This is a genomic window from Pseudonocardia sulfidoxydans NBRC 16205, from assembly GCF_007989085.1.
GTDB classification, from domain to species: domain Bacteria; phylum Actinomycetota; class Actinomycetes; order Mycobacteriales; family Pseudonocardiaceae; genus Pseudonocardia; species Pseudonocardia sulfidoxydans.
In genome coordinates, this window is sequence record NZ_BJVJ01000078.1 from 1 (window position 1) to 24,896 (window position 24,896).

Annotated in this window: 25 protein-coding genes; 15 read left to right on the forward strand and 10 right to left on the reverse strand. The window is 71.9% G+C overall.

Going from position 1 to position 24,896, the window contains the following annotated elements:
- Positions 1 to 86 precede the first annotated feature (86 nt).
- Complete coding sequence (locus PSU4_RS25660) at positions 87 to 1,103, forward strand: ATP-binding cassette domain-containing protein (RefSeq protein WP_147113685.1); 1,017 nt, start codon at positions 87 to 89, stop codon at positions 1,101 to 1,103.
- Positions 1,100 to 1,903, forward strand: coding sequence for an ABC transporter permease (locus tag PSU4_RS25665; RefSeq protein WP_147113687.1), 804 nt, complete (start codon positions 1,100 to 1,102; stop codon positions 1,901 to 1,903). The genes PSU4_RS25660 and PSU4_RS25665 overlap by 4 nt, the downstream gene beginning before the upstream one ends.
- Positions 1,904 to 1,912: 9 nt before the next feature.
- Here the strand turns inward: PSU4_RS25665 and crcB (PSU4_RS25670) are convergent, their stop codons facing one another.
- Both crcB (PSU4_RS25670) and crcB (PSU4_RS25675) read right to left on the reverse strand, forming a co-directional pair.
- Positions 1,913 to 2,281: a fluoride efflux transporter CrcB gene (crcB, locus tag PSU4_RS25670; RefSeq protein ID WP_246115338.1), complete on the reverse strand. Its 369-nt coding sequence runs from the start codon at positions 2,279 to 2,281 to the stop codon at positions 1,913 to 1,915.
- A complete protein-coding gene (crcB, locus tag PSU4_RS25675; protein WP_307724799.1) occupies positions 2,278 to 2,769 on the reverse strand; it encodes a fluoride efflux transporter CrcB in 492 nt (163 codons plus the stop codon). Before crcB (PSU4_RS25675) ends, crcB (PSU4_RS25670) begins: the two co-directional genes overlap by 4 nt.
- A 160-nt stretch (positions 2,770 to 2,929) precedes the next feature.
- On the opposite strand from crcB (PSU4_RS25675), the gene PSU4_RS25680 reads away from it, so the two are divergent.
- The 7 genes from PSU4_RS25680 to lon all read left to right on the forward strand — a co-directional run bounded on the left by PSU4_RS25680 (position 2,930) and on the right by lon (position 9,409).
- Positions 2,930 to 3,397 (forward strand): helix-turn-helix domain-containing protein, encoded by a 468-nt coding sequence (locus tag PSU4_RS25680; RefSeq protein ID WP_246115339.1) that lies wholly within the window; start codon positions 2,930 to 2,932, stop codon positions 3,395 to 3,397.
- A gap of 5 nt (positions 3,398 to 3,402) precedes the next feature.
- On the forward strand, positions 3,403 to 4,209 hold the full coding sequence (locus PSU4_RS25685; RefSeq protein WP_147113691.1) for a hypothetical protein: 807 nt from the start codon (positions 3,403 to 3,405) through the stop codon (positions 4,207 to 4,209).
- A 115-nt stretch (positions 4,210 to 4,324) separates the two neighbouring features.
- Positions 4,325 to 4,678 (forward strand): DUF2516 family protein, encoded by a 354-nt coding sequence (locus PSU4_RS25690; protein WP_246115340.1) that lies wholly within the window; start codon positions 4,325 to 4,327, stop codon positions 4,676 to 4,678.
- On the forward strand, positions 4,675 to 5,232 hold the full coding sequence (locus PSU4_RS25695) for a YbaK/EbsC family protein (RefSeq protein WP_147113694.1): 558 nt from the start codon (positions 4,675 to 4,677) through the stop codon (positions 5,230 to 5,232). Before PSU4_RS25690 ends, PSU4_RS25695 begins: the two co-directional genes overlap by 4 nt.
- A gap of 45 nt (positions 5,233 to 5,277) precedes the next feature.
- Complete coding sequence (locus PSU4_RS32575) at positions 5,278 to 6,222, forward strand: HipA domain-containing protein (protein WP_147113696.1); 945 nt, start codon at positions 5,278 to 5,280, stop codon at positions 6,220 to 6,222.
- On the forward strand, positions 6,219 to 7,004 hold the full coding sequence (locus PSU4_RS25705; RefSeq protein ID WP_147113699.1) for a hypothetical protein: 786 nt from the start codon (positions 6,219 to 6,221) through the stop codon (positions 7,002 to 7,004). Before PSU4_RS32575 ends, PSU4_RS25705 begins: the two co-directional genes overlap by 4 nt.
- A gap of 89 nt (positions 7,005 to 7,093) precedes the next feature.
- Positions 7,094 to 9,409, forward strand: a complete 2,316-nt coding sequence (gene lon, locus PSU4_RS25710) for an endopeptidase La (RefSeq protein ID WP_147113701.1) — start codon at positions 7,094 to 7,096, stop codon at positions 9,407 to 9,409.
- 157 nt (positions 9,410 to 9,566) lie between these two features.
- Here lon and purU read toward each other — a convergent pair whose 3' ends face one another.
- Positions 9,567 to 10,469, reverse strand: coding sequence for a formyltetrahydrofolate deformylase (gene purU / locus PSU4_RS25715; RefSeq protein ID WP_373866101.1), 903 nt, complete (start codon positions 10,467 to 10,469; stop codon positions 9,567 to 9,569).
- A gap of 69 nt (positions 10,470 to 10,538) precedes the next feature.
- Here purU and PSU4_RS25720 point away from each other — a divergent pair, with 69 nt between their 5' ends.
- Positions 10,539 to 11,777, forward strand: coding sequence for an MFS transporter (locus PSU4_RS25720; RefSeq protein WP_246115341.1), 1,239 nt, complete (start codon positions 10,539 to 10,541; stop codon positions 11,775 to 11,777).
- On the opposite strand, the gene PSU4_RS25725 is transcribed toward PSU4_RS25720, so the two are convergent.
- Entirely contained in the window at positions 11,746 to 12,249 is a 504-nt protein-coding gene (locus PSU4_RS25725) for a DUF2505 domain-containing protein (RefSeq protein WP_147113706.1), read from the reverse strand. The genes PSU4_RS25720 and PSU4_RS25725 overlap by 32 nt on opposite strands.
- 24 nt (positions 12,250 to 12,273) lie before the next feature.
- On the opposite strand from PSU4_RS25725, the gene PSU4_RS25730 reads away from it, so the two are divergent.
- Positions 12,274 to 13,341 (forward strand): UDP-N-acetylmuramate dehydrogenase, encoded by a 1,068-nt coding sequence (locus PSU4_RS25730; RefSeq protein WP_147113712.1) that lies wholly within the window; start codon positions 12,274 to 12,276, stop codon positions 13,339 to 13,341.
- A 150-nt stretch (positions 13,342 to 13,491) separates the two neighbouring features.
- Complete coding sequence (locus PSU4_RS25735; protein WP_246115342.1) at positions 13,492 to 14,667, forward strand: L,D-transpeptidase; 1,176 nt, start codon at positions 13,492 to 13,494, stop codon at positions 14,665 to 14,667.
- Between the two features lie 52 nt (positions 14,668 to 14,719).
- Here the strand turns inward: PSU4_RS25735 and PSU4_RS25740 are convergent, their stop codons facing one another.
- From PSU4_RS25740 to PSU4_RS25750, 3 genes are read right to left on the reverse strand one after another with little or no spacing between them, the layout of a single operon-like run.
- Positions 14,720 to 15,733 (reverse strand): NADPH:quinone reductase, encoded by a 1,014-nt coding sequence (locus tag PSU4_RS25740; RefSeq protein ID WP_147113718.1) that lies wholly within the window; start codon positions 15,731 to 15,733, stop codon positions 14,720 to 14,722.
- Between the two features lies 1 nt (position 15,734).
- Positions 15,735 to 16,481, reverse strand: coding sequence for an SDR family NAD(P)-dependent oxidoreductase (locus tag PSU4_RS25745; RefSeq protein WP_147113721.1), 747 nt, complete (start codon positions 16,479 to 16,481; stop codon positions 15,735 to 15,737).
- A gap of 20 nt (positions 16,482 to 16,501) precedes the next feature.
- The gene (locus PSU4_RS25750) at positions 16,502 to 16,753 is read right to left on the reverse strand and encodes a DUF2530 domain-containing protein (RefSeq protein ID WP_147113724.1); all 252 of its coding nucleotides are present in this window, start codon (positions 16,751 to 16,753) and stop codon (positions 16,502 to 16,504) included.
- 195 nt (positions 16,754 to 16,948) lie between these two features.
- Here PSU4_RS25750 and PSU4_RS25755 point away from each other — a divergent pair, with 195 nt between their 5' ends.
- Both PSU4_RS25755 and PSU4_RS25760 read left to right on the forward strand, forming a co-directional pair.
- Positions 16,949 to 18,361: an NCS2 family permease gene (locus PSU4_RS25755; protein WP_147113757.1), complete on the forward strand. Its 1,413-nt coding sequence runs from the start codon at positions 16,949 to 16,951 to the stop codon at positions 18,359 to 18,361.
- Positions 18,362 to 18,428: 67 nt separating this feature from the next.
- Positions 18,429 to 19,724, forward strand: coding sequence for an MFS transporter (locus tag PSU4_RS25760; protein ID WP_147113728.1), 1,296 nt, complete (start codon positions 18,429 to 18,431; stop codon positions 19,722 to 19,724).
- Between the two features lie 286 nt (positions 19,725 to 20,010).
- Here PSU4_RS25760 and PSU4_RS25765 read toward each other — a convergent pair whose 3' ends face one another.
- The 3 genes from PSU4_RS25765 to PSU4_RS25775 all read right to left on the reverse strand — a co-directional run bounded on the left by PSU4_RS25765 (position 20,011) and on the right by PSU4_RS25775 (position 23,780).
- Entirely contained in the window at positions 20,011 to 21,234 is a 1,224-nt protein-coding gene (locus tag PSU4_RS25765) for a hypothetical protein (protein WP_147113733.1), read from the reverse strand.
- Positions 21,231 to 22,154, reverse strand: coding sequence for a hypothetical protein (locus PSU4_RS25770; protein ID WP_147113736.1), 924 nt, complete (start codon positions 22,152 to 22,154; stop codon positions 21,231 to 21,233). The genes PSU4_RS25765 and PSU4_RS25770 overlap by 4 nt, the downstream gene beginning before the upstream one ends.
- 117 nt (positions 22,155 to 22,271) lie before the next feature.
- Positions 22,272 to 23,780, reverse strand: a complete 1,509-nt coding sequence (locus PSU4_RS25775) for a glutamate-cysteine ligase family protein (RefSeq protein WP_147113739.1) — start codon at positions 23,778 to 23,780, stop codon at positions 22,272 to 22,274.
- A gap of 161 nt (positions 23,781 to 23,941) precedes the next feature.
- Between PSU4_RS25775 and PSU4_RS25780 the strand changes: the two genes are divergently transcribed.
- A complete protein-coding gene (locus PSU4_RS25780; RefSeq protein ID WP_147113742.1) occupies positions 23,942 to 24,748 on the forward strand; it encodes a TrmH family RNA methyltransferase in 807 nt (268 codons plus the stop codon).
- Positions 24,749 to 24,896 lie beyond the last annotated feature (148 nt).

Below are 24,896 nucleotides of genomic sequence, written 5' to 3' on the forward strand. Positions count from 1 at the left end.
GCGGGCGGGTTCGCTCTCGGCACGGCGATTCCGCCCTCGGACAATTCGGGCGACTTCTGTCGGGGGGTGCCCCTAGTCTGCGCGGCATGGAGAGCACCGCCGTCCGCGTCGAGGGCCTGACCAAGTCGTTCGGGGCTACGCGCGCGCTCGACGGCGTCGATCTGGAGATCCCGGCGGGCACGATCCTCGGACTGCTGGGGCCCAACGGTGCGGGGAAGACCACCACGGTCCGCATCCTCACGACGTTGCTGCGGCCCGACGCCGGGCGCGCCGTCGTCGCCGGGTACGACGTGGTGGAGCAGCCGCAGCAGGTCCGGCGGGCGATCGGGCTGTCGGGGCAGTACGCGGCGGTCGACGAGAACCTCACCGGTTCTGAGAACCTCTACCTGGTGGGGCGGCTCTACGGGCTGTCGCGGAAGGCGGCGCGGTCCAGGGCGACGGAGCTGCTGGCGCGGTTCAAGCTCACCGAGGCGGCGGAGCGTCCGTCCAAGACCTACTCGGGCGGGATGCGTCGCCGGCTCGACCTGGCGGGCGCGCTGGTGAGTGCCCCGCAGGTCGTGGTGCTCGACGAGCCGACCACCGGGCTCGACCCGCGCGGCCGGCTCGACACATGGTCGATGATCTCGGAGTTGGTGGCCGACGGCGCGACCGTTCTGCTCACCACGCAGTATCTGGAAGAGGCCGACCAGCTGGCCGACCGGATCGTGGTGATCGACCGGGGGCGGGCGATCGCCGCGGGCACGGCCGACGAGCTGAAGTCGCAGGTCGGGGGCGAGCGGCTGCAGGTCGTCGTCTCGCGGCCGGAGCACCTGCCGTTCGCGCAGCAGGTACTGGCCGACGTCGGGATCGCGGAGCCTCAGGTCGAGGAGCACGTCCGCCGGGTCGCGGCGCCGGTCAGCGGCGGGACGAAGGCGCTGGTGGAAGCGGTGCGCCGGTTCGACGCCGAGGGCGTGGAGCTGCTCGACGTCGGGTTGCAACGGCCCACGCTCGACGACGTGTTCCTCCAGCTCACCGGCCACCTGGCCGAGGAGGAGACGGTCGAGGAGCCGAAGAAGGGGCGCCGATCCCGTCGCAAGGACAAGAACGAGGGGGAGAGCGCGTGAGCGCGCTGACGCAGGCGCTGCGCGACAGCAGCGTCATCACCTGGCGCAACTGGGTGGGGATGAAGCGCGTGCCCGACGCGCTGATCGGCCTGACGGTGCAGCCGATCATGTTCGTGGTGCTGTTCGCGCTGGTGTTCGCGGGCAGCCTCGGCGGGGAGCCGTACCGGGAGTTCCTGGTGGCCGGCATCTTCGCCCAGACCGTCGCGTTCAACGTCTTCTTCACGACGATCGGCATGGCCAACGACCTGGGCAAGGGCATCATCGACCGGTTCCGGTCCCTGCCGATGTCGCGGGTCGCGGTGGTATTGGGCCGGACGGTGTCCGACCTGGGCGTCACGGTGATCACGCTGGTCGTCATGTCGCTGACCGGTCTGATCGTCGGCTGGCGCATCCGGGGAAGCTTCCTCGACGCGCTCGCCGGCTACGGGGTGCTGCTGCTGTTCTCGTTCGCGATGGCGTGGATCGGCGTGTTCGTCGGGCTGGTGGCGCGCAACGTCGAGGTGGCGCAGAGCGCGGGCCTGATCTGGTTGTTCCCGTTGACGTTCGTGTCGAGCGCGTTCGTGTCGGTGCAGGGTTTCCCGGCCTGGTTGCAGCCGGTCGGGGAGTGGAACCCGGTCAGCGCGGTGGCCCGGGCCAGCCGGGAGCTGTTCGGAAACCCGACGCAGCTACCGGGGTTCGCGGAGTCGACGGCCTGGCCCGCGCAGCACGCCGTGCTCTACGCGGTGCTGTCGTCGCTGGTGATCGTCGCGATCTTCCTGCCGCTGGCCGCGGCCCGGTACAGGCGGGTGGCGAGCCGGTAGCGCAGCGACTCAGATCAGCGAGCCGAGCGCGAGTCCCAGCCCGGCCGCGCCCAACCCCGCGAGCACGGAGCCGACGGCGTTGACCACCGCGAACAGCCTGCTGCCACCGGCGGCGAGCTGAACGGTCTCGTAGGCGAACGTCGAGTAGGTGGTGAGCGATCCGCAGAACCCGGTGGCGACGAGAGCGAGCACCTCGGGGCTCGCCGTCGACCCCAGGGTGAGACCGAGGATGAACGAGCCGACGGTGTTGACGGTGAAGGTGCCCCACGGGAAACCGGTGTCGTGGCGGGACTGGACGAGCCGGTCGGTGAGGTAGCGCAGCGGCGCCCCGACGACCGCACCGGCGACCACCAGCAGGGCGCCGATCCCGGTGCTCACGTGACACCGCCCGGCGTCGAGGGGCGGACGACGCGGCCGAGGAGCCGCGCCGCGGCGAGCCCCAGCCACGCGGCGAGCACCGCGGTGACGAGCGTGGTGCCCAGGTAGGCGAAGGCGGTCCCGACGCGACCGGCTGCGACGAGGTGCTGGGCGTCGACGGAGTAGGTGGAGAACGTCGTGAAGCCGCCGAGGATGCCGGTGGCGAGGAACGGCCGGACCAGCGGGTGCGCCTGCGTCAGCTCGGTGACGGCGACGACCACGACGCCGATGAGGAAGCAGCCCACGACGTTGATCAGGAACGTGGCCAGCGGGAAGGTGCCCGTCGGGGTGGGCAGGGCAAGGCCGACGGCCCAACGGGCGGTCGCTCCGATCGCACCTCCCAGCGCGATCGCCAGGAAGGTGCGACCCTGACCGCGCAGGGGTTCGAGCGGGTTGGTGGGCGGTGCGAAGACCCGGTCCTCCCCACTCGGCGGCAACGGCCGGCCCACGGTGCCCCCTTCTCGCGCCGGTCCTGCCCGTGCGCCCCGCCGGACCATAAACCGTGATCCCGCCGACGTGACAGACCGCACCGGACCTGCGCAAGCAGACTGCTTGCAAGAGCTAGCACTCGAGCGTACGGTCGAGGACGTGAGCGGAGGTGAGACATCGATGACGAAGCCCGGCAAGAACGACAAGCCCACCGAGAAGGTCGAGAAGGCCGTCGAGCACGTCGGGCAGGCCGTGGGTCAGGCCGTCGACGACATCGGGTCCTACATCCGCGCGCAGCGCGAGTCCGCGCAGGTGTCGTTGCGTCAGCTCGCCAGGGTCACCGGCGTCAGCAACCCGTACCTCAGCCAGGTCGAGCGCGGGCTGCGCAAGCCGTCGGCCGAGATCTTGCAGCAGATCGCCAAAGGGCTGCGAGTCTCCGCCGAGGCGCTGTATGTCAAGGCCGGGATCCTCGACGACCGTCCCGCGAGCGCCGTCACCGACGCCGTGCTCGCCGACCCGCTGCTCACCGAGCGCCAGAAACAGGTGCTCCTCGACATCTACGAGTCCTTCCGGCGGGAGGCCGACAGCGCCGAGAGCGCCGTCGCCACCGCCGTGGACACCACGACGACCGACGAACAGGGGAAGTGATCACCATGGCCGTTACGCTGCCGACCGCTGCGGACGTCCGAAAGGTCCGCGAGCAGGCCGCCAAGAACGCCGCCGAGCGGGCCGAGCTCGCCACCAAGCCGCTGCTCGCCGTGCTGGGTGCGGGTGACCGTGCCGTGGCCGGCGTGACGAAGTTCGCCACCGAGGCGCGCACCCGCGCCGAGAAGCAGGCCGACGTCGTCCAGCAGCGCGTGCTCGACCTCCCGGCCGAGTTCGACGGGCTGCGCGCCAAGCTGAACGCCGACGAGCTGCGCAAGGTCGTCGACGCCGTCCGCGAGCAGGCGACCGCCTACTACGCCGAGCTCGCCGGGCACGGCGAGGCCACCTGGGGCCGCATCCGCAAGCAGCCGCAGGTCGAGCAGGCCCTCACCGTCATCGGTGAGTACGGCGAGAAGCTCGACGCCCGCGTCGACGACCTCGTCGACGACGCCCACGACGCCGCCGAGAAGGCGCTGTCCACGGTGACCCGCACGACCCGCTCCGTCGGTGAGAAGGTCGCGCGTACCACGGACGACGCCGCCGAGGCGACCGCCGAGACCGTCGCCGACGTCGCGTCCGACGCCGGCAAGACCGTCACCGACGCCGGTGAGGACCTCGCCGAGACCGTCGCGGAGGTCGGCGGCGAGGCCGCTGCCACCGCCCGCAGCGCCACCCGGCGCTCGGCCGCCCGCACCGCGCCGCGGACCACCCCGCGGGCGTCGACCAAGGCCGTCGCGAAGACCGAGCCGAAGACCGTCGCCAAGGCGGAGCCGAAGAAGGCCGCCCGCAAGCCGGCGACCGGCCCGTCCGTCTGATCGACGCGCACGCCAGCCGCTGCCCCCGACGGCCTCGCCGTCGGGGGCACCGCTGTGTCGCGCCACGGCGGGGCCGGGAGTGTCACGATTCGCCCGACGCACGTAGTCTGGCGCGGTGAGCGTCCTCCGACCCGACTACGTGGTGCTCTGCCTGATCGGCATCGTCGTCGCCGTGGTCTCCCTGTACGCCCTGATCCACGCGGCCCGGCAGCGCAAGGACGCGTTCGAGCTGGCCGACAAGCTCTCCAAGAACGCCTGGCTCGGCATCGTGGGCGCGTCGTCGCTGTTCCTGCTGCTGATCCCGATCATCCAGGTGATCCGCTACCCGTCGCTGCCCGGCGTGATCGTGGCCTTCCAGGGCCTCTACAACCAGTTCACGATCTTCTGGCTCGCCGGCACCGTCGCGACGCTGGTGTACCTGGTCGACGTCAAGCCCGCCGTCGCGGGCATCGGTCGTGGTGAGCGGTGAGCTGGTCCGTCCTCGGCTCGCTCTCCGCCGTACCCGCGCTCGACCGGCCCGACCTGCTGGCCGACCCCGTCGCGCTCGCCCTCAAGGCGCTCGACCCGGCCGACGCCGCACGCGTCGGCGTCGCCGAGATCGACCCGACGCTCGCCGACACCGCCGCCTTCTGTGAGGCCTACGGCTCGCCGCTCGACGTGTCGGCCAACTGCGTGGTCGTCGCCGGCAGACGCGGCGGTGACACCCGCTACGCCGCGTGCCTCGTGCTCGCGACGACCCGCGCCGACGTCAACGGCGCCGTCCGGCGCCGGATCGACGCCCGCCGCGCCTCGTTCGCGCCGATGGACGACGCGGTCGCCCTGACCGGCATGGAGTACGGCGGCATCACGCCCGTCGGGCTGCCCGAGGACTGGCCGGTGCTGGTCGCGCCGGAGGTCGCGGCGGCGGAGACGGTCGTCGTCGGCAGCGGGATCCGGGGCAGCAAGCTCGCGATCCCGGGTGCGCTCGTGGCCTCGCTGCCCGGCGCGGAGGTCCTCGACGACATGGCCCGCGCCGCAACCTGAGCCGACTGCCCCCAGGTTGTCAGTGGCGGGCTCTAGGCTCCGCGCGTGCTCGAGAGGTTCGAGGTCGTCGACGTCACGTCGTGGCGTGTCGTCGGTGCAGAGGTTCTCGGACGCAATGAGAAGGTCTGGGTCCGGGAGCCGAATGGCCCCGACGATCGAAGCCGGGACTGGCTGTTCAAGCCGGTGGTGACGCCGCGCTCGACCGGTCGGCCGCAGGGCGAGGACTGGGCGGAGAAAGTTGTGTCGGAAGTCGGCACGCTGCTCGGTGTTCCGTGTGCAGAGGTGCGTCTCGCCGCGCGCGGTGAGACGCGAGGGTCGATATCCCGGAATGTCGTACCGCAGGGCTGGAACTTGGTGCTGGGACCCGTTCTGCTCGGCACGATCGTCGAGGGGTATCGGAGCACCGAGCCGGACGCCCTCGGTCGGGAACGTCCGGTACGCGGTAGGCCTGGACACAACCTCCCCAACATCTTCGCGGCGCTGCAGTTCGTCGAGCCGCCCACGGGCTCCAGTGCAGAGAGCGCCGTCGAGATGTTCGCTGCATACCTGGTGCTCGACGCATTGGTTGCAAATCAGGATCGACACGAACAGAACTGGGCTGTACTCCGTGAGGCCGTTCCGCCGGGGCGGCTCAGGCTCGCGCCGTCCTTTGACCACGCGAGCAGTCTCGGGTTCAGCCTCACAGACTCTCGACGTCATGCTCAATTGGAAGCGTCTGGGATCGGGCCGTTCGCCGAACGGGGCCGTGCGCACAGGTTCGAGCACCCTGCCGACGCTGCACCGAGCAACATCCAATCCCTCGTCGACCTTGCGCGCGATGCGCTCCGACGTATCGCGCCCGAGGGGCGGCGCAGAATCCTCGGTGCGGTCGAGTCGGCGCACCCGGGATGCCATCGTGTCGATCATCGACCGCGTACCGGAATTGTCGGACGTCACGGCTACGTTCATCATGAAGTTGGTCGAGTTCAACAGGGAGAGGTTGCTCAGTGACCGTTGACGACGTCGCGCGCACTGTGGCGTTCAGTTCTGCGCGTGAGTGGGATGCGGGACGGTCGGCAGGCAGCCTCGTCGTTGCCTGGCAGCACCCGACGAGTCGGCTGATCTCAGCGGTTGGGCTGCTCCAGCACGGCGACGAGTCGGGCTATACGTTCCGATACCTGCAGCGAGCTGCCGCGGTCCCCGACTTCCAGCCGTTCCTGAGCTTCCCAGAGCTGGGCCGCGCGTACCGGTCGGACACGCTGTTTCCCTTGTTCTCGCAGCGGATCATGAGCCCGCGGCGACCAGATTTCAGCCAGTTCCTGCGCCAACTGGATCTCGACGAGAACGCCACCCCGTGGGAGCAGCTCGCGCGGTCCGAGGGGCGCAGTAGCGGTGACACCGTGCAGGTGTTCCCGGTGCCCGTCGTGGCACCAGACGGTTCGGCATCGTGCAGGTTCCTCGTCCACGGGGTTCGGCACGTCGGCGAAGGTCGGCTACCGGAGTTGGCGATGGGAGCGCCGCTGACTCTGCGCCCGGACCCCGGCAACCCGGTGAATCCTTCGGCGCAGCTCATCTGTAGTGACGAGGGCGAGCCTCTCGGCTACGTCCCCGATCTTCTTCTCGAGCACGTCGACGCGTTGTCCCGCTCCGGTCGGCCGATGAAGCTGACGGTGGAGCATGTCAACGGCGTGGAGGCCCCGCCCCATCTGCGTCTGCTCGTGAGACTCGATGGGCACGGGCCAGCGGGTTACCAACCCATGTCGGGTCCTGCCTGGGCCGTGGCCACAACCTGAGTCGACCCGGCTCAAGGTTCCCGCGTTCGCTCTCAGCAGACTTACTTGAGCGCTGGAATGACTTCAACGGTGTAAGCGTTGGTCGAGACATGACACAAACGCTGAAGCTGCCGGTGCTTCCGCTGACCGACTCGGTGGTGCTGCCCGGCATGGTGGTTCCCATTCGACTCGACGCGCCGGAGGTTCAGGCAGCCGTGGACGTCGCCGACGGTGACGACACGGAGAAGAAGGTCCTCGTCGTTCCCAGGCCGGACGGCAAGTACGCCGCGATCGGTGTGGTCGCGGTCCTCGAGCAGGTCGGCCGGCTCCCCAGTGGTGAGCGCGCCGCCGTGGTCCGCGGTGAGTCCCGGGCCCGCATCGGCGCCGGGGTGACCGGCCCGGGCTCCGCCCTCTGGGTGGAGGCCGAGCCGATCGAGGAAGCTCCCGTCACCGGCCGCACCCACGAGCTGGCCAAGGAGTACAAGGCGCTCGTCGTCTCCATGCTCCAGAAGCGCGGCGCCTGGCAGATCATCGACGGCGTCCAGCAGATCACCGACCCCTCCGAGCTCGCCGACACCGCGGGCTGGAACCAGTGGCTCGACGTCGAGCGCAAGTCGCGGCTGCTCGCCGAGGTCGACGTGACCCGCCGTCTCGAGCTGCTCCTCGACTGGACGAAGGAGCACCTCGCCGAGCAGGAGGTCACCGAGAAGATCGCCGGTGACGTCCGCGAGGGCATGGAGAAGCAGCAGCGCGAGTTCCTGCTGCGTCAGCAGCTCGCCGCCATCCGCAAGGAGCTCGGCGACGACGACCCCGAGGGCGAGAACGACTACCGCCGGAAGGTCGACCTGGCTGATCTTCCGGAACACGTGCGCGCGGCTGCGCTGACCGAGGTCGGCAAGCTGGAGCGGGCGTCCGACCAGAGCCCTGAGGCCGGCTGGATCCGGACGTGGCTCGACACCGTCCTCGACATCCCGTGGACGACGCTGACCACCGACTCCGACGACCTCGCCGCCGCGCGCGCGATCCTCGACTCCGACCACGCCGGCCTCGACGACGTCAAGGAGCGGCTGATCGAGTTCCTGGCCGTCCGCTCCCGGCGCGACCGCAAGGGCATGGGCAAGGTCGGCGGCCGCGGCTCCGGCGCGGTGCTGGCCCTCGTCGGACCTCCCGGCGTCGGCAAGACCTCGCTCGGTGAGTCGGTCGCGCACGCGCTCGACCGCAAGTTCGTCCGCGTCGCTCTCGGTGGCGTCCGCGACGAGGCCGAGATCCGTGGGCACCGCCGCACCTACGTCGGCGCGCTGCCCGGCCGGATCGTCCGCGCGATCCGCGAGGCCGGATCGATGAACCCGGTCGTCCTGCTCGACGAGATCGACAAGGTCGGCAGCGACTTCCGTGGCGATCCCACGGCCGCGCTGCTCGAGGTGCTCGACCCGGCGCAGAACCACACGTTCCGCGACCACTACCTCGAGGTCGACCTCGACCTGTCCGACGTCCTGTTCCTCGCCACCGCCAACGGCTACGACACCATCCCCGGCCCGTTGCTGGACCGCATGGAGGTCGTGACGCTCGACGGCTACACCGAGGCCGAGAAGATCGCGATCGCCCGCGACCACCTGCTCCCGCGCCAGATCGAGAAGGCCGGGCTGGAGACGTCGGACGTCGAGTTCTCCGAGGTCGCGCTCGGCATGATCGCCGCCGAGTACACCCGCGAGGCGGGTGTGCGGCAGCTGGAGCGGGGATTGGCGAAGGTCCTGCGCAAGGTCGCGGTGGGTCTGGACTCCGGTGAGGAGACCCCGATCCACGTCGACGCCGAGACCCTGGTCAAGTACCTGGGCCGGCCGAAGTTCACCCCGGAGTCGGCGGAGCGCACCTCCGTCCCCGGTGTGGCGACGGGCCTGGCCGTGACCGGTGCCGGTGGCGACGTGCTGTTCATCGAGGCCACCTCGATGGAGGGCGAGTCCGGGCTGATCCTCACCGGTCAGCTGGGCGACGTCATGAAGGAGTCCGTCTCGATCGCGCTGAGCTACCTGCGGTCGAAGGGACTCGCCGGCGACCTGGCGTCGAAGAAGCTGCACGTGCACGTCCCCGCGGGCGCGGTCCCGAAGGACGGGCCGAGCGCCGGTGTCACGATGACCACCGCGCTCGCGAGTCTCGCGAGTGGGCGTCCGGTGAAGTCCAGTGTCGGCATGACCGGTGAGGTCACGCTGCAGGGCAAGGTCCTCCCGATCGGCGGGGTCAAGCAGAAGCTGCTGGCCGCGCACCGGGCGGGGCTGACCGACGTGATCATCCCGAAGCGCAACGAGCCCGACCTCGACGACCTGCCGGAGTCGGTGCGCGGTGAGCTCCGGATCCACCCGGTGGCCGACGTCGCCGAGGTGCTGGAGCTGGCCCTGGAGCCGGCCCCGGAGCACGCCACGGCGGCCTGACCCTGCTGTAACGAACGGCCCTTTCGCGCAACTCAATTGCGCGAAAGGGCCGTTCGTGCAATCCCGGGCGGCGCCACCCCCATGAAACGAACGGCACAGTCGCGCAACTCAGTTGCGCGACTGTGCCGTTCGTGCAATTTCGACGCGCGGGAGCCTCTCAGCGGAGGACGACGGTCTTGTTGCCGTGCACCAGGACGCGGTCCTCCAGGTGCCAGCGCAGGCCCCGGGAGAGGACGAGGCGCTCGATGTCGCGGCCCCGGCGCACCATGTCGGAGGCGGTGTCGGAGTGGTCGACGCGGATGACGTCCTGCTCGATGATCGGGCCGGCGTCGAGGTCGGCGGTCACGTAGTGGCAGGTGGCGCCGATCAGCTTCACGCCGCGGGTGTGGGCCTGGTGGTAGGGCCGCGCCCCGGCGAACGAGGGCAGGAAGCTGTGGTGGATGTTGATCGCCCGGCCGCGCCACTGCTCGCACAGGTGCGCCGGTAGGACCTGCATGAACCGGGCCAGGACGATCGCGTCGGGCTCCTGCTCGTCGACGAGCTTGCGCACCTCCTCGAACGCCTCCAGCTTGAGGCTCTCCCGGCGCTCGTCGCGCGGCCCGGGGAACGGGACGTGGTGGAACGGAACCCGGTGGGCGGTGACGACGTCGCGCAGGGCCTCGTGGTTGCCGATCACCGAGGTGATGTCGACGGGCAGCTCGCCGGCGGAGACGCGGCCGAGGAGGTCGTGGAGGCAGTGCGGCTCGCGGGTGACGAGCAGGACGGCGCGCTTCTTCTCGCCCGTGTCGGTGACCCGCCAGGTGGCTTCGGGGCCGAACTCGGCGGCGACCTCGGCGAAGCGGCCGCGCAGCTCGTCGGCGTCGAAGGGCACGGAGTCGGCGCGCACCACCTGGCGGGTGAAGAACCAGTTCTGGTCGGCGTCGGCGTGGTAGGCGGCCTCGACGATCCAGGCTCCGGCGTCGGCGAGGAATCCCGCGATGCGGGCGACGATGCCGGTGCGGTCGGGGCAGCTGAAGGTGATGACGTAACGGCGCGACGTAGCGGGTTCCACGCCGCCGATCGTGCCACGCGCCTCATCTCACACCCGGGTGTCCCTGCGCACGTCGGGATCGGGGAGCACAGTCGACGGGTGAGTTCTGTGGAGGCACCACCCGAACTGGACGATCGTGGCCGCACGGTCGCGGTGGCGGCGATGACGTTCGCGACGGGCGCGATCGTCGCGAACCTGTACTACGCCCAGCCGTTGGAGGCGACGCTCGCCGAGCACTTCGGGGCGTCGACGGGTGCGGTGGGTGCGGCGTTGACGGTCATCCAGGTCGCGTACGCGGTGGGGCTGGCGACGGTCGTCCCGCTGGGGGACCTGTTGCAGCGCAGGCGGCTCGTCGTCGGGGTGCTGGGGTTGACGGTGGCCGGGCTGGTGGTGGCCGCGTCGGCGCCGTCGTTGGCGGTGCTGGGGTCGGCGTTCGCGGTGATCGGGGTGACGGCGGTGGCGGCGCAGGTGCTGGTGCCGTTCGCGGCGCAGCTGGCGCGGCCGGGGGAGCAGGGCCGGACCGTCGGCACCGTGATGAGCGGGCTGCTGATCGGGGTGCTGGTCGCCCGGGTCGTGTCGGGCCTGGTGGCGGACTGGCTGGGCTGGCGGGCGGTGTTCGTGCTCGCGGCGGTCCTGACGGCGGTGTGCGCGTTCACGTTGTGGCGGACGTTGCCGGTGGTGGCGCCGTCGGTCAGGGCGAGCTATCCGCGGCTGCTGGGCTCGGTGCTGGGTCTGGTCCGCGACCAGCCGGTGCTGCGTCTGCGGATGGTCTACGGGGCGACGAGCTACGCGTCGTTCGGGGCGCTGTGGACGAGCATCGGGTTCCTGCTGGCAGGCCCGCCGTTCGACCTGTCCGACGCGCAGATCGGCCTGTTCGCGCTGTTCGGGGTGGCGGGTGCGTTGATGGCCCGGTTCGCGGGGCGGCTGGCCGACCGCGGCCTCACCCATCCGATGACGGGTGCCGCGCTCGCGTCGACGGCGGCGTCGTTCGTGCTCGTGTGGTTCGGCGCGCACTCGCTGGTGGTGCTGGCCGTCGGGATCGTCGTGTTCGACCTGGCGTTGCAGGGCTGCCACATCACGAACCAGAGCGTGGTGTTCGCGCTGGCCCCGGAGGCGCGCAGCCGGCTGAACACGGCCTACATGACCAGCTACTTCGTGGGCGGCGCGACCGGGTCGGGGCTGTCGGCGGCGCTGTACGCCGCGCACGGCTGGACGGGCGTCGTGGTGGTGGGCGCGGCTTTCCCGACGCTCGGTTTCCTGGTGTGGCTGGGCGAGGCGGTCGCCCGGGCGCGCACGGGGTTCGGGCTCAGCCCCGCTGCCGAAGCCAGTCGATCGTGAACGCGGTCTCCTGCGCGAGGAGGCCCTCGATCTGCTCGGCGACCATGCTCTCGATCCGGCCGCCGATGAGCGGCACCTTGACCGTCACCGAGGCGTCGACGACGAACTCGCTGCCACCGTCGACGTCGGCGAGCCGCAGCGCGCCGTCGGCCGACGCGGGGGTGCCGGGGATGCGCACGGAGACGGTGCCGTCGTAGCGGCCGGACCCGGTGGGGACGAGGGTCTCGACGCGCTCGATCACGAGGTCGCCGCTGACGAGGCTGCGGACCATCGGCGGGACGACGTTCGCGTCGACACCGTGGCGCAGCTCGTAGCGGGCACCGTTCGCGTCGACGTGGTGCGACAGCAGCGCCGCCCCCGGGCCGCCGAGCCGCTCGAGCCGGGCCTTGAGGTAGTCCGGGTCGACCATCACCGCGTAGACCTGCTCGGCGGGGAACTCCGCGGTCGTGCGGTGGGTCAGCTGGTGCGCCATGGGCGGAGGCTACCCTCGGCGCCCGTGCCGGTTCCCGATGTGGCCGCCCCTGCCCACCCGCCGCTCGCGGCGATGACCACGCTGCGTCTCGGTGGCCCCGCCGACCGGGTGGTCGCGGCGTCGACCGCCGACGAGGTCGTCGACGCTGTGCGCGCGGCCGACGAGGCCGGCGACCCCGTCCTGGTGCTGGGCGGCGGATCGAACGTCGTCGTCGCCGACGAGGGTTTCCGCGGGACGGTCGTGCGGGTGGAGAGCACGGGTGTCGACGCCACCGCGCGCCCCGACGGCTCGGTGCTGCTCACGGTGGAGGCCGGCGAGGACTGGGACGATGTGGTCGCGACGACCGTCGACCGCGGGCTGGGCGGGCTGGAGTGCCTGTCGGGCATCCCCGGGCGGACGGGTGCGACGCCGGTGCAGAACGTCGGCGCCTACGGGGTGGAGGTCGCGGACCTGCTCGTCGACGTCGACCTCTACGACCGGCGGACCCGGTCGGTGCGGGCTCATGTGCCCGCGGCCGAGCTGGGGCTGGGCTACCGCACGAGCGTGCTCAAGAACCGTGACGACGCCGTCGTGCTTCGGGTGCGGTTCGCCCTGCCCGGTGGTGCCCGCAGCGCCCCGCTGCGCTACCCGGAGCTGGCCCGCGCCCTCGGTGCCGAGGCCGGTGACCGGGTCCCGGCCGCGGTCGCCCGCGACGCGGTGCTGGGTCTGCGCCGGTCGAAGGCCATGGTGCTCGACCCGGCCGACCACGACACGTGGAGCGCGGGCTCGTTCTTCACCAACCCTGTCGTCGACGTGACCGAAGTGCCCGCCGGCCCGGCCACCGACGGGATGCCGCGCTGGCCGGCGGCGACCGATCGGGTGAAGCTGTCGGCCGCCTGGCTCATCCAGAACGCCGGTTTCGCCCGCGGACACGCCGGGCCGGGCGGGCGTGTCGCGCTCTCCGGCCGCCACGTCCTGGCCCTGACCAACCGCGGCTCCGGCACGACCGCGGACCTCCTGTCGCTGGCAGCGGAGGTGCGCGACGGCGTCGTCGACCGGTTCGGGATCGCCCTGCACCCAGAGCCCGTGCTCGTCGGCTGCCGGCTGCCCTGACCCCCTCCGCGGGCGCCGCCGCTGTCGGTGCCGCCGCGTAGCCTCGTGCACCGGGCCGGGTGAGTTCTCCGGCCGTTCCCCGACGTACGCAACCGCCCGCGGCGGCCGTACGTCTTCAGGACGGGGAGGAAGGTCGCAATGGGGGAACGAATGCGCAGAATCCTGCTCGTCCTGGCCATCGTGGTGGTCGGGACCGCAGGGGCCGTCACGGCGGCCACGGCAGCCGGACGCGGACCGGGGGACAGCGGCGGGGGGCCGCTCGCGATACTCGGGCCGAAGGCCGCCGTCACCTACACACCGGCCGCCGACGCGACGGGGGTCAACCCGGCCACGGCCGCCTCGGCGACGGTCACGGACGGCACGTTCGACGAGGTCGGCCTGGTCGACGGCGCGGGTAAGGCCGTCAAGGGCGAGCTCGCGGCCGACAAGAAGTCGTGGACGACGACGTCGCCGCTCGACTACTCCACCAGCTACACGTGGAAGGGCAGCGCCACCGGCACCGACGGCAAGCAGGTGCCCCTCGTCGGCGGCTTCGCCACGCTGAAGCCGGCCAAGGAGGTGCGCGGCACCCTCAACATCGGCGACGGCCGCACCGTCGGTATCGCCGCCCCGATCCAGATCCAGTTCAACAGCCACGTCACCGACCGCGCCGCCGCCGAGAAGGCACTGTCGGTCACGACGTCGACGGCCACCGAGGGCGCCTGGGGCTGGCTGCCCGACGAGAACGGCGGCTCCCGGGTGCACTGGCGCCCCAAGGAGTACTGGAAGCCCGGCACCAAGGTCACGGTGAAGGCGAACCTGTTCGGTGTCGACTACGGCGGCGGCAACTACGGCGCGGCGAACGTCAGCTCCACATTCACGATCGGCCGGGCGCAGATCGTCAAGGCCGACGTGAACTCGTTCCAGATGATCGTGATGCGCGACGGCAAGCAGGTCGCCAGCTACCCGGCGTCCTACGGCCTGGGGTCCGACCCGAACCGCAACACCCGCTCGGGCATCCACGTCGTCAGCGAGAAGTTCACCGACAAGCGGATGGTGAGCGAGCAGTACGGCTACGACGTCGTCGAGAAGTGGGCCGTGCGGATCAGCAACAACGGCGAGTTCATCCACGCCAACCCGGCCTCGACGGGCGCGCAGGGCTCCTCGAACGTCACCCACGGCTGCGTGAACCTGTCGATCGACAACGCCAAGGCGTACTACGACACCGCGATCTACGGCGACCCCGTCGAGGTCACCGGCACCCCGGTCCAGCTGTCGGCCAAGGACGGCGACATCTGGGACTGGACGCTGAACTGGAACCAGTGGAAGGCGCTCTCGGCCCTCTGAGCTCGTGAGTGGCGTTGTCGGTCATAGCCGATAACGCCACTCACGAGGGTCGTCAGAGGTCGATCAGGACCTTGCCGACGGTGCCCGCCTCCACCGCATCGTGCGCGGCAGCCGTCTCCTCCAGCGGGAACCGGGTGATCGGCAGCCCGTGCTCCTCGCCGACCCGCAGCGCGCCGTCGGCCAGCGCGGCCGAGACCGCGGCGACGGCGTCGGCCTTCTGCCGGTCGGTGACGGTGTAGGTCATCAGGAACTGCAGCCGCAGGTTCGGGACCATCGCGGGCCGGACGGGCATGGTGAGCGGCTGGTCGGTGTCGACCGCGTAGACGGCGACGGTGCCGCCCGGCGCGATCGCGTCGATGTCGTCGGAGATGTTCGCGACGACCGCCACGTCGACGATCACATCGGCGCCGCGCGGGCTGACCTCGCGGACCCGGGCGGGCACGTCCTCGTCCCGGTAGTTGATGACGTGCTGCGCGCCCGCGCGGCGGGCGAGCTCGCCCTTCTCCGCGCCCGACACCGTGGTCAGGACGGTGGCGCCCGCCCACCGGGCCAGCTGGATCGCCGCGTGCGACACCGCACCCGCGCCACCCGTGACCAGCACGACCGTACCGCCGAGCGCGCCGGGGGCCAGCCGGGACGGGCCGTCCTCGTGCGCGGTCAGGGCCCGGTGCGCGGTCAGCGCGGGGATGCCGAGCGAGGCGCCGGTGTCGAACGACTCGCCGGCGGGCAACGCGACCGCCTTGCCCTGCGGTACGACGACATACTCCTGCGCGGTGCCCTCGTCGGTCTGCCACGCGACGTCCCACAGCCACACCCGGTCGCCCGCCGCGAACGCGGTGACACCCTCGCCGACGGCGTCGACGGTCCCGGCGCCGTCCTGGTTGGGGACCTTCGGCGCGGCGAGGGGGGCTGCGGTCGCGCCGCTGCGGGACTTCCAGTCGGTCGGGTTCACCCCGGACACGGCGACGCGCACCCGCACCTCGCCCGGGCCGGGTTCGGGCAGCGGCCGCTCCCGCACCTCGATCACCGACGACGGCCCGGTCCGCTCGTAGACGGCTGCACGCATCTCAGGCCTCCCGGTGGGCGCGCATCGCCGACGCCTGGGCCCGCGGCTTGAGCACGATCTGGTCGATGTTGACGTGCGACGGCCGGGTCGCGGCGAAGACGATCGTCTCGGCGACGTCGTCGGCGGTCAGCGGCGTGAGCCCCTGGTAGACCTTGTCGGCCTTCTCGGCGTCGCCGGCGAACCGGACCAGCGAGAACTCCGTCTCGACCATGCCGGGTGCGATCTCGGTGAGCCGCACCGGCTGCCCGAGCAACTCCCCGCGCAGCGTGCGGTGCACCATCGCCTGCGCGTGCTTGGCGCCCGTGTAGCCGGCGCCGTTGTCGTAGGCCTCCAGCGCGGCGATCGACGTCACCGTGACGATGTGCCCGTCGCCCGACGCCACCAGCGCCGGGAGCAGGCCCTTCACCATCCGCAGCGTGCCGAGGACGTTGGCCTCCCACATCCAGCGCCACGCGTCCTCGTCGGCGTCGGCGACCGGCTCCAGGCCCTTCGCGCCTCCCGCGTTGTTGACCAGCAGCCGGCATTCCGGGACCGCGGCGACGAATGCGGACACCGACTCCTGGTCGGTGACGTCGAGACGCACGGCGGTGCCGTCGATCTCCCGGGCGATCTCGGCGCAACGGTCGACGCGACGGGCGCCGAGGACGACGTGGAAGCCCGCGGCGGCGAGGCCGCGGGCGGTGGCGGCGCCGATGCCGCTGCTCGCTCCGGTCACGACAGCGGTGGGGCGATCGGTGGGCAGGCTCATGCCGCCAGCCTAAGGACCGCTCAGCGCAGGCCCTCCTGGGCCGTGCGTGAGCCTCGTCGCGCCGCCGCGCGCTGCCAGCGGAAGATCCCGTAGCCGATCGCGCCGAGCACCGCGCCGGCGACGCACGTGGTGAACCAGATGTCGAGCGGACGGCCGGTCGTGACGTGCGCGACGTACAGGGCCACCGCGCCGAGCAGCCACAGAATCGTGCCGATCGGGGCGATGACGGACACATCGGACAGGCGTTGCGGTAGCGCCGGCGGGTTGCGCATGACAGCAGTATCACGGATGGGGACGAGCCGATCACGGATCGGGCGGAACTCCCGGGCCGCATCTACCGTGTGCGCGTGCAGCGTCCGACGCCGGATGACGAGCCGGCCACCCACGCCACGGAGGCGTCGACCGTCGACACCCCCGAGCCCGCCACCCCCGCCGAACCGAGGTCGGGCTTCGACCGCTACTTCAAGCTGACCGAGCGCGGCTCGACCGTCGGCCGCGAGGTGCGCGGCGGCCTCGTCACCTTCGTGACGATGTCCTACATCGTCGTGCTCAACCCGCTGATCCTCGGCAGCTTCAGCCCCACCGGACCCGGCGCGAAGGTCGACGTCCTCGGCAACGTGCTGTCGGTGCCGCAGGTCGCAGCCGCCACAGCCCTCGTCGCCGGCGTGATGACGCTGCTGATGGGGCTCGTCGCCAACATGCCGTTCGCGCTCGCGACGGGCCTGGGCATCAACGCCCTCGTCGCCTTCACGATCGCGCCGCAGGTCAGCTGGCCCGAAGCGATGGGCCTCGTCGTCGTCGACGGCATCATCATCGTCCTCCTGGTGCTCACCGGGTTCCGGACGGCCGTCTTCAACGCCGTGCCACCCTCGCTCAAGGCGGCGATCGGCGTCGGCATCGGGCTGTTCATCGCCTTCATCGGGCTGGTCGACGCCGGCTTCGTGCGCCGCCTGCCCGACGCCGCGAACACGACCGTCCCCGTCGGCCTCGGCATCGGCGGCTCGATCGCCTCCTGGCCGACGTTCGTGTTCGTACTCGGCCTGCTGATCACCGGCGCCCTCGTCGCGCTGCGGGTGCGCGCCGGGATCCTGCTCGGCATCGTGGCGACGACCGTCGTCGCGATCGTCGTCGAGGCCATCGCCGAGGTCGGCCCCTCGGAGGGCACCAACCCCAAGGGCTGGAACCTCGGCTACCCGGGCCTGCCCGACGCGGTGTTCGGGCTGCCCGATCTCTCGCTCGTCGGCGACGTCTCCTTCGGCGCCTGGACGCGGCTGCCCGCGATCACCGCGACGCTGCTCGTCTTCACGCTGGTGCTGGCCAACTTCTTCGACGCCATGGGCACCATGACGGGCCTCGGCAAGCAGGCCGGGCTCGTCGACAAGGACGGCAAGCTGCCCAACGTCGGGCGCGCGCTGTTCGTCGAGGGCACCGGCGCCGTGGCCGGTGGTGCGGCGTCGGTGTCGTCGAACACGGTGTTCGTCGAGTCGGCCTCGGGCATCGCGGAGGGCGCGCGGACCGGCCTGGCCAACGTCGTCACCGGGGTGCTGTTCCTGGCCGCCATGTTCCTGACGCCGCTGTACTCGATCGTGCCGATCGAGGCCGCCGCGCCCGCACTGGTGATCGTCGGCGCGCTGATGATGCGCCAGATCACCGACATCGACTTCACGGACTTCCGGATCGCCCTGCCCGCGTTCCTGACGATCATCGTCATGCCGTTCACGTACTCGATCGCCAACGGCATCGGCGCGGGCTTCATCTCCTACGTGGTCCTCGCGGCGGTGTCGGGCAAGGCGAAGACCGTGCACCCGCTGATGTGGGTCGTCGCGCTCGCGTTCGTCGGGTACTTCGCGGTGGGGCCGCTCGAGGCGCTGTTCCGCTAGTCCCTCAGCGGGCGCGGGGTCGGCGCGAGAGGCGTTCCGAATTTAGTTGTTGTACGATAAGCAATAGATGAGTGCAGTCGTCGACACCCCCGGCCCCACCCCGCCTGCCGCCGCCCCCGTTCCGCGTGGCGGCATCTTCGCGTCCCTGCGGGTTCCCAACTACCGCCTCTACGCGAGTGGGCAGGTCGTCTCGCTCGTCGGCACGTGGATGCAGCGCATCGCGCAGGACTGGCTCGTCCTCGACCTCTCCGGCGGCAGCCCCGCCGCCCTCGGCATCGCCACCGCCCTGCAGTTCGCGCCCACGCTCCTGCTGTCACTGTGGGGCGGCGTGCTCGCCGACCGCGTCGACAAGCGCCGGATGCTGATCCTGCTGCAGATCGGCATGGGCCTGTGCGCGCTCGCACTCGGTCTCGCCGTCGTCACCGGGTTCGCGGCCCTGCTGCAGGTCTACGTCTTCTGCGCCGTCCTCGGCTGCTTCTCCGCGCTCGACATCCCGATCCGCCAGTCGTTCGTCTCCGAGCTCGTCGGCCCCGGCCAGGTCGCCAACGCCGTCGCGCTCAACTCGATGACGTTCAACCTCGCCCGCATCGCCGGCCCCGCCGTCGCCGGTGTGCTCATCGCGGCCGTCGGCAGTGGCTGGGTCTTCCTGATCAACGCCGCGAGCTTCGTCGGCGTCGTCACGGCCCTCGCGCTCATGCGCCCCGACCGGCTCTTCCGCTCCGAACGCGTCCGCCGCGCACCCGGACAGCTCCGCGAGGGCCTGCGGTACGTGCGCGCCCGGCCCGAGCTCGTCGGCGTCCTCACGATGGTCTTCCTCGTCTCCGCGTTCGCGATCAACTTCCCGGTGACCATCCCGGTCCTGGCCCGCAACGTCTTCGGCGGCACCGCCGAGTCCTACGGCCTGATGACGACGCTCATCGCCGTCGGATCGGTCGTCGGCGCCACGATCGCCGCGCGCCGGACCTCCGTGCCGCCCGTGCGGTTCGTCGTCCTCACCGGTGTCGCGTTCGGGCTGGTGCTCACGGTCACGGGCCTGATGCCGACGTTCGCGTCCGCCGGTGTCGTCCTCGTCGTCGTCGGGCTGTCGGCGCTGCTGTTCACGACCGCCGCCAACGCGTTCGTGCAGCTCTCGGTCGCACCCGAGGTGCGCGGCCGGGTCATGGGCCTCTACATGATGCTGTTCCTCGGCTCGACGCCTCTCGGTGCGCCGTTGCTCGGGATCGTCGCCGAACACTGGGGTGGACGGGCCCCGCTGCTGCTCGGTGGGGCGCTCACCGTGGTGTCGGTACTGATCGTGGCCGCCGTCCTCGCGGTGCGCGGGAGGGCTCGCGCCGGACGTTCCGCGGCAGAGGCTTGCGCGTGAGGCAAGGCTAGGCTAACTTCACTCGTGTCGCTTCGTGGTGGGAGCGGCGCGTCAGTTCGGGACACACGTGAGCCCCGGCCCCAGCGGCCGGGGCTCACGTGCTTCGCGAGTCGTTCCGGCCCCCGAAAAACGGGGCTTGCGCAAAGATGTAGGTGAGGCTAACCTAAGACACGTCGCTTCGTGGTGGGAGCGGCGCGTCAGTTCGGGACAGTGGGCCCCGGCCATCAGGCCGGGGCCCACAGCGCTGTCCGGGGCCGGCGCTGTCCGGGGTCAGCGCTGTCCGGGGTCAGGTGCGGGAGGCGTACTCGCGTACGTGGTCGACCTGCAGCGTCGCCGCCCCGCGCGCCTGCAGACACAGGAACAGGGGTCCCCGGACCGCCGGGTTGTCGGCCCTGAACCACTCCTTGCCGTCGACGAGGCCCACCACCGCCGCCGGCGTCCACTCGACGGACCAGACGTGCCAGCCCCGGGTGTCGACGGTCGTCGATCCGCTGGTCGTGCCCTCGACGCCGCGGACCACGTAGGAGGCGCGTGTCCCGTCGAGGTCGGCGAACCGGATCTCGCCGGCGCGGGCATCGGCGCCCGCGAGCAGGACGGCGCCCGCCGCGGCCGGGACGCGCATGCGGACGTCCCAGCGTCCCGAGGTCCGTGCGCCCGTCCAGCACGACGCTCCGGCGCCGGACAGGGTCAGGACACCGTCGCGCACCGAGGTCCGTCCCGCGGAGCGCAGGTCGCGTGCCGGCGGCACGGTGTCGAACTCCTCGGACCGGATGGGGGCGTCCCGGGCCGTGGTCGTGGTTGCACGTGTCGGCTCGGCGCGGGTGTCCGGAAGCGTCCTCGGCATCGGCCGCGTGGTCTTCCGCGGTGCCGGGTCCGGGGTGCGTGCCTGGACGATCGGCGGGTCGGTGGGAGGCGGGTCGGTGGGACGCAGGTCGGTGGGAGGCGGGTCCGTGGGAGGCGGGTCGGTGGGACGCGGGTCCCTGGGACGCGGGCCGGTGGCAAGTGGGTCGGCCGGAGGCGGGGCCGTCGGTGTGCGGACGACCGGGGGCGTGACCGGCGGGAGGTCGGCCGGAGGGGGCTCGATGCGTGGCGGCTCCGCGACCAGCGGTTCGGCGATCGGTGGCTCGCCCGGTGGCGGGTCGAAGGGTGGCGGCTCGGCGATCGGCGGCTCGGCGATCGGTGGCTCGCCGGGTGGTGGGTCGGCGGGTGGCGGGTCCCACTGCAGCGGGCCGGCCGGGAGCGGGTCCGTCGACGGAGTCCCCGGCTGTGGGGTCCCCGGCTGTGGGGTTCCCGGCTGTGGGGTGCCCGACTGCGTCGTGTCCCACGGGGTTCCGTCCCAGGGCATCCCGTCCCACGGGGCCGTCTCCCACGGCAGCGCGGAGCGGGAGTCCTCGGCGCGCGGAAGCGGATCGACGGGCGCGGGCGCGAGGTGCCCGACCGAGAGCAGTACGCCCGTCACCCCCGCCGACACCGCGCGCTGGATCAGGCCGACGAGGTCGATCGCGCTCACGACGCGCCGCCCTCGGCGCGGGTCACGTGCCCGGTGGGGGCGAGCAGTTCCTCGTCCGGTTCGACGACGAGCCTGCCCTCGTCGTGCGTGACCGGGACGCTGACCCGCACCCACGACGCCCGCCGCCCCGTCCAGCCCACCCCGTCCGGCGGCGGTGCCGACGACGGCCTGCCCAGCACCGGCTCGCGCCGCACGACGTCGACGAGCTGGGGGGCCGCGGCGGATCGGCCGGCGCGGACGTACGGCGTCACCCGCACCCTGACGTCGACGAGCAGCCGTCCGTCGTCGTCGGAGCCGACCGCGCCGGCGAGGCTGATCTCGGCGCGCTGGCGGCCTTCGCCCGCCCAGCCGGGGCCGGTCGTGCCGCGTGTCAGGTCGCGCAGGCGTGCGGGCAGGTGTTCGGCGAGCACGTCGCCGCGCCGGGTGGGGTCGTCCTCGTCCCAGGAGAGGTAGTCGGCGGCGAATGCGGCGGCCAGGGCACGGACCTCCGCGAGGTCCGCCCCGGGTGCGGTGCGGGCGTCGGGGCCGCGGCTCTGCACCGGCAGGGCGGGCGGACGCGGGAGCGGCGCGATCCTGTCGACCGCGGACACGTCGAACGCGGACACGCCGGCCGCGGGCACGCCGACCGCGGGTACATCGACCGCGGAGCCATCGACCCCGGGCAAGCCGACGCCGCGGACATCGACGCCGCGGACATCGACGCCGCGGACATCGACGCCGGGGACATCGACGCCGGGGACATCGACCGCGGGGAAGCCGATCGGGTCGGTGACCGGCTCGGGCGCGGTGGCGCGACGTGCAGGAGACGCTTCGGGGTGACGAGGCCGGCCGGGGGCGGCACCCAGACCGGGGGCACCGGGCCGGCCGGGGGTCCACCGCGGCTGGTCGGTGGGGCGGGCGAAGAGCCGGAACCTGCCCACGTCAGGCCCCGCGGGAACGGCCGGGCGGCATCGTGCGACACATGGCGCGGGACGCTACGGAGCCGGGCCGCCCGTGTGGGCCGGATCAGCGGATCCGTTCGCGTCCGCCAACCCGGTTCACGAGGGCAGCGCCCACGAGTGGACCGGCTCGTTGGCGTTGGACTGCTCCAGGTAGCGCGCCAGCATGCCGTGCAGGGCCGTCTCGCGGTCGGCGCCCTTGGCCTCCAGCGCGGCGACGGCGTCGAGCTGCCACACGGCCCCCGTGCGCCGGGTGACGCACCGTCGCTCGATGACCGACAGGTACCGGTCGACCACCTCGCCGCTCACCCCCCAGCGTGCCAGACCTTCCTGCGCCTGCGGCAGCAGCTTGCGCAGCACCAGTTCGTCGGGCCGGATCCAGCCCGAGCCCGGCCAGTAGAGGGGGCCGTCGAGACCGTGGCGCGCGGCCGTCGTGAAGTTCTCCTCGGCGGCCTCGAACGACATCGAGCTCCACAACGGCCGGTCGGCTTCCACCAGCACGCGGAGCAGCCCGTAGAAGAACAGCGCGTTGGCCACCATGTCGACGGCCGTCGGCCCCGCCGGCAGCACCCGGTTCTCGACGCGTACGTGCGGTGTGCCGTCGCTGACGTCGTAGACCGGGCGGTTCCAGCGCCAGATCGTGCCGTTGTGCAGGCGCAGCTCGTCGAGCCCGGGGACGCGACCCGCTTCCAGGTCGGCCAGCGGGTCGCTGTCGTGCGTGAGCGGCATGAGGCCGGGGAAGTAGCGGGCGTTCTCGGAGAACAGGTCGAGGATCGACGTGATCCAGCGTTCCCCGAACCACACGCGCGGCCGGACGCCCTGGTTGTGCAGCTCGGGGCTGCGGACGTCGCAGGACTGCTCGAACAGCGGTATCCGGGTCTCCGCCCACAGCCGTGAGCCCAGCAGGAACGGCGAGTTGGCGCCGACGGCCAGCTGCACCCCGGCGAGGCACTGCGCGGCGTTCCAGTACGACGCGAAGTCGTCGGGCGACACCTGCAGGTGCAGCTGCATCGACGTGCACGCCGCCTCGGGGATGATCGTGTCGAAGTCGGCGACGAGCTTGTCGGGGGCGACGTCGTGGCGGCCCGAGGCGTCGTCACCGGTGATGTCGACGTGGATCGGCTCGCCTCGCGCGGTCAGCATCTGCTCGTTGAGGACGGTGTAGCGCTCGTCCTGCGAGATCGCGTCGCTGACGAGGTCCTCGCGCCGCAGTGTCGGCAGGATGCCGATCATCACGATCTGTGAGGCGCAGTCGCGGGCCTTGGCGCGGGCGACGGCGAGCTCGTCGAGAAGCTGGTGTTCGAGGTGGCGCCATTCGTCGCCGGGCAGGGGTCGGGGCGGGAGGTTGAGCTCGAGGTTCCAGCGGCCAAGCTCCGTCTGGAACTCCGCCGAGCCGATGGCCTCGAGGACGTCGACGCCGGTCAGCGCGGGGCGCAGGTCGGCGTCGACCAGGTTGAGCTCGACCTCGATACCGGTCATCGGCTCGTCGTGTGCGAACGGGTGTTCGCGCAGCATCGTCGCGAGCGCGTCGAGACAGCGATGGACCTTCATCCGGTACCGCTGCCGGTCCCGTCGACTGAACGTAGTCCGGTCGACGCCCTGGCCCATGCGTTCACTGCCTCCGATCCTCGGACCCGAGCAGTGCCCCACCAGCACCGATCGTCGTCACGAGCGGTCATCCACCGTGTCACACGGTCGTGGGCCGCGGTACCGGCTGACCGGATGACGGATCGCGAGTGTTCGGTGGCGACCTGCGACGATGGCGTCCCGTGGCCACCATCACGAGTGTCGACGATCCCGCCGATCCGCGTATCGACGACTACCGCGACCTCACGCGCTCCGACCGTCGCCCCGACAGGCCCGGCGGGCGCGGTCTCGTCATCGCCGAAGGTGTCGTCGTGGTGCGGCGGTTGCTCGACTCGCCCTACCCGCTGCGGTCGGTGCTCGGCGTGCCGCGGCGTATCGCCGAGCTGGCCGACGACCTGGCCGGATTCGACGTGCCCGCCTACGAGACCGACGCCGACACCATGGCCACGGCAGTCGGCTTCCACCTCAACCGTGGGGTGCTCGCCGTCGCCGACCGGGCGCCCGAACCCGACCCGGCCGAGCTGCTGCGCGACGCGCGGGTCGTCGCCGTGCTCGAAGGTGTCAACGACCACGAGAACCTCGGCTCGCTGTTCCGCAACGCCGCGGCTCTCGGTGTCGACGCCGTGCTCCTCGGCCCGCGTTGTTCGGACCCGCTGTACCGGCGCAGCGTCCGGGTGTCGATGGGGCACGTGCTGCGGGTGCCGTTCGCGCCGCTGGACGGCGAGTGGCCGGCGTCGTTGAAAACCTTGCGCGACAACGGCTTCCGGGTCGCCGCGCTGACGCCCGCGGCCGACGCCACAGCGATCGGCGCGGCGGGGCTCGTGGGGGAGCGGGTGGCCCTGCTGCTCGGCGCCGAGGGCCCGGGGCTGACCGCGGAGGCGCTCGCCGCTGCCGACGTCCGCGTCCGGATCCCGATGGCCTCCGGTGTGGACTCGCTCAACGTCGCGACCGCGGCGGCGGTCGCGTTCCACGCCGTCGCAGCGCCCTGAGCCACGCCGACGAACCCGCGCGCAACCTCACTGCTGTCCGGGCGCCCTCTGGGTCAAGGGGTCGTCGCAACACCGGTGGTCACTGGCCGCGACAGTAGCCGGGCCATCCACTCCCCGGGGGTGTCCCAGTCCAACGTCTTGCGTGGCC

Excerpts from the sequence above, each read along its gene's own strand:
- PSU4_RS25750 (WP_147113724.1), bottom strand. The coding sequence starts at position 16,753 with ATGCGCAACCCGCCGGCGCTACCGCAACGCCTGTCCGATGTGTCCGTC.
- PSU4_RS25735 (WP_246115342.1), top strand. The coding sequence starts at position 13,492 with ATGCGCAGAATCCTGCTCGTCCTGGCCATCGTGGTGGTCGGGACCGCA.
- PSU4_RS25775 (WP_147113739.1), bottom strand. The coding sequence starts at position 23,780 with ATGGGCCAGGGCGTCGACCGGACTACGTTCAGTCGACGGGACCGGCAG.
- PSU4_RS25760 (WP_147113728.1), top strand. The coding sequence starts at position 18,429 with ATGAGTGCAGTCGTCGACACCCCCGGCCCCACCCCGCCTGCCGCCGCC.
- PSU4_RS25685 (WP_147113691.1), top strand. The coding sequence starts at position 3,403 with ATGGCCGTTACGCTGCCGACCGCTGCGGACGTCCGAAAGGTCCGCGAG.
- PSU4_RS25745 (WP_147113721.1), bottom strand. The coding sequence starts at position 16,481 with ATGAGCCTGCCCACCGATCGCCCCACCGCTGTCGTGACCGGAGCGAGC.
- PSU4_RS25725 (WP_147113706.1), bottom strand. The coding sequence starts at position 12,249 with ATGGCGCACCAGCTGACCCACCGCACGACCGCGGAGTTCCCCGCCGAG.
- PSU4_RS25660 (WP_147113685.1), top strand. The coding sequence starts at position 87 with ATGGAGAGCACCGCCGTCCGCGTCGAGGGCCTGACCAAGTCGTTCGGG.
- lon (WP_147113701.1), top strand. The coding sequence starts at position 7,094 with ATGACACAAACGCTGAAGCTGCCGGTGCTTCCGCTGACCGACTCGGTG.
- PSU4_RS25680 (WP_246115339.1), top strand. The coding sequence starts at position 2,930 with ATGACGAAGCCCGGCAAGAACGACAAGCCCACCGAGAAGGTCGAGAAG.
- PSU4_RS25740 (WP_147113718.1), bottom strand. The coding sequence starts at position 15,733 with ATGCGTGCAGCCGTCTACGAGCGGACCGGGCCGTCGTCGGTGATCGAG.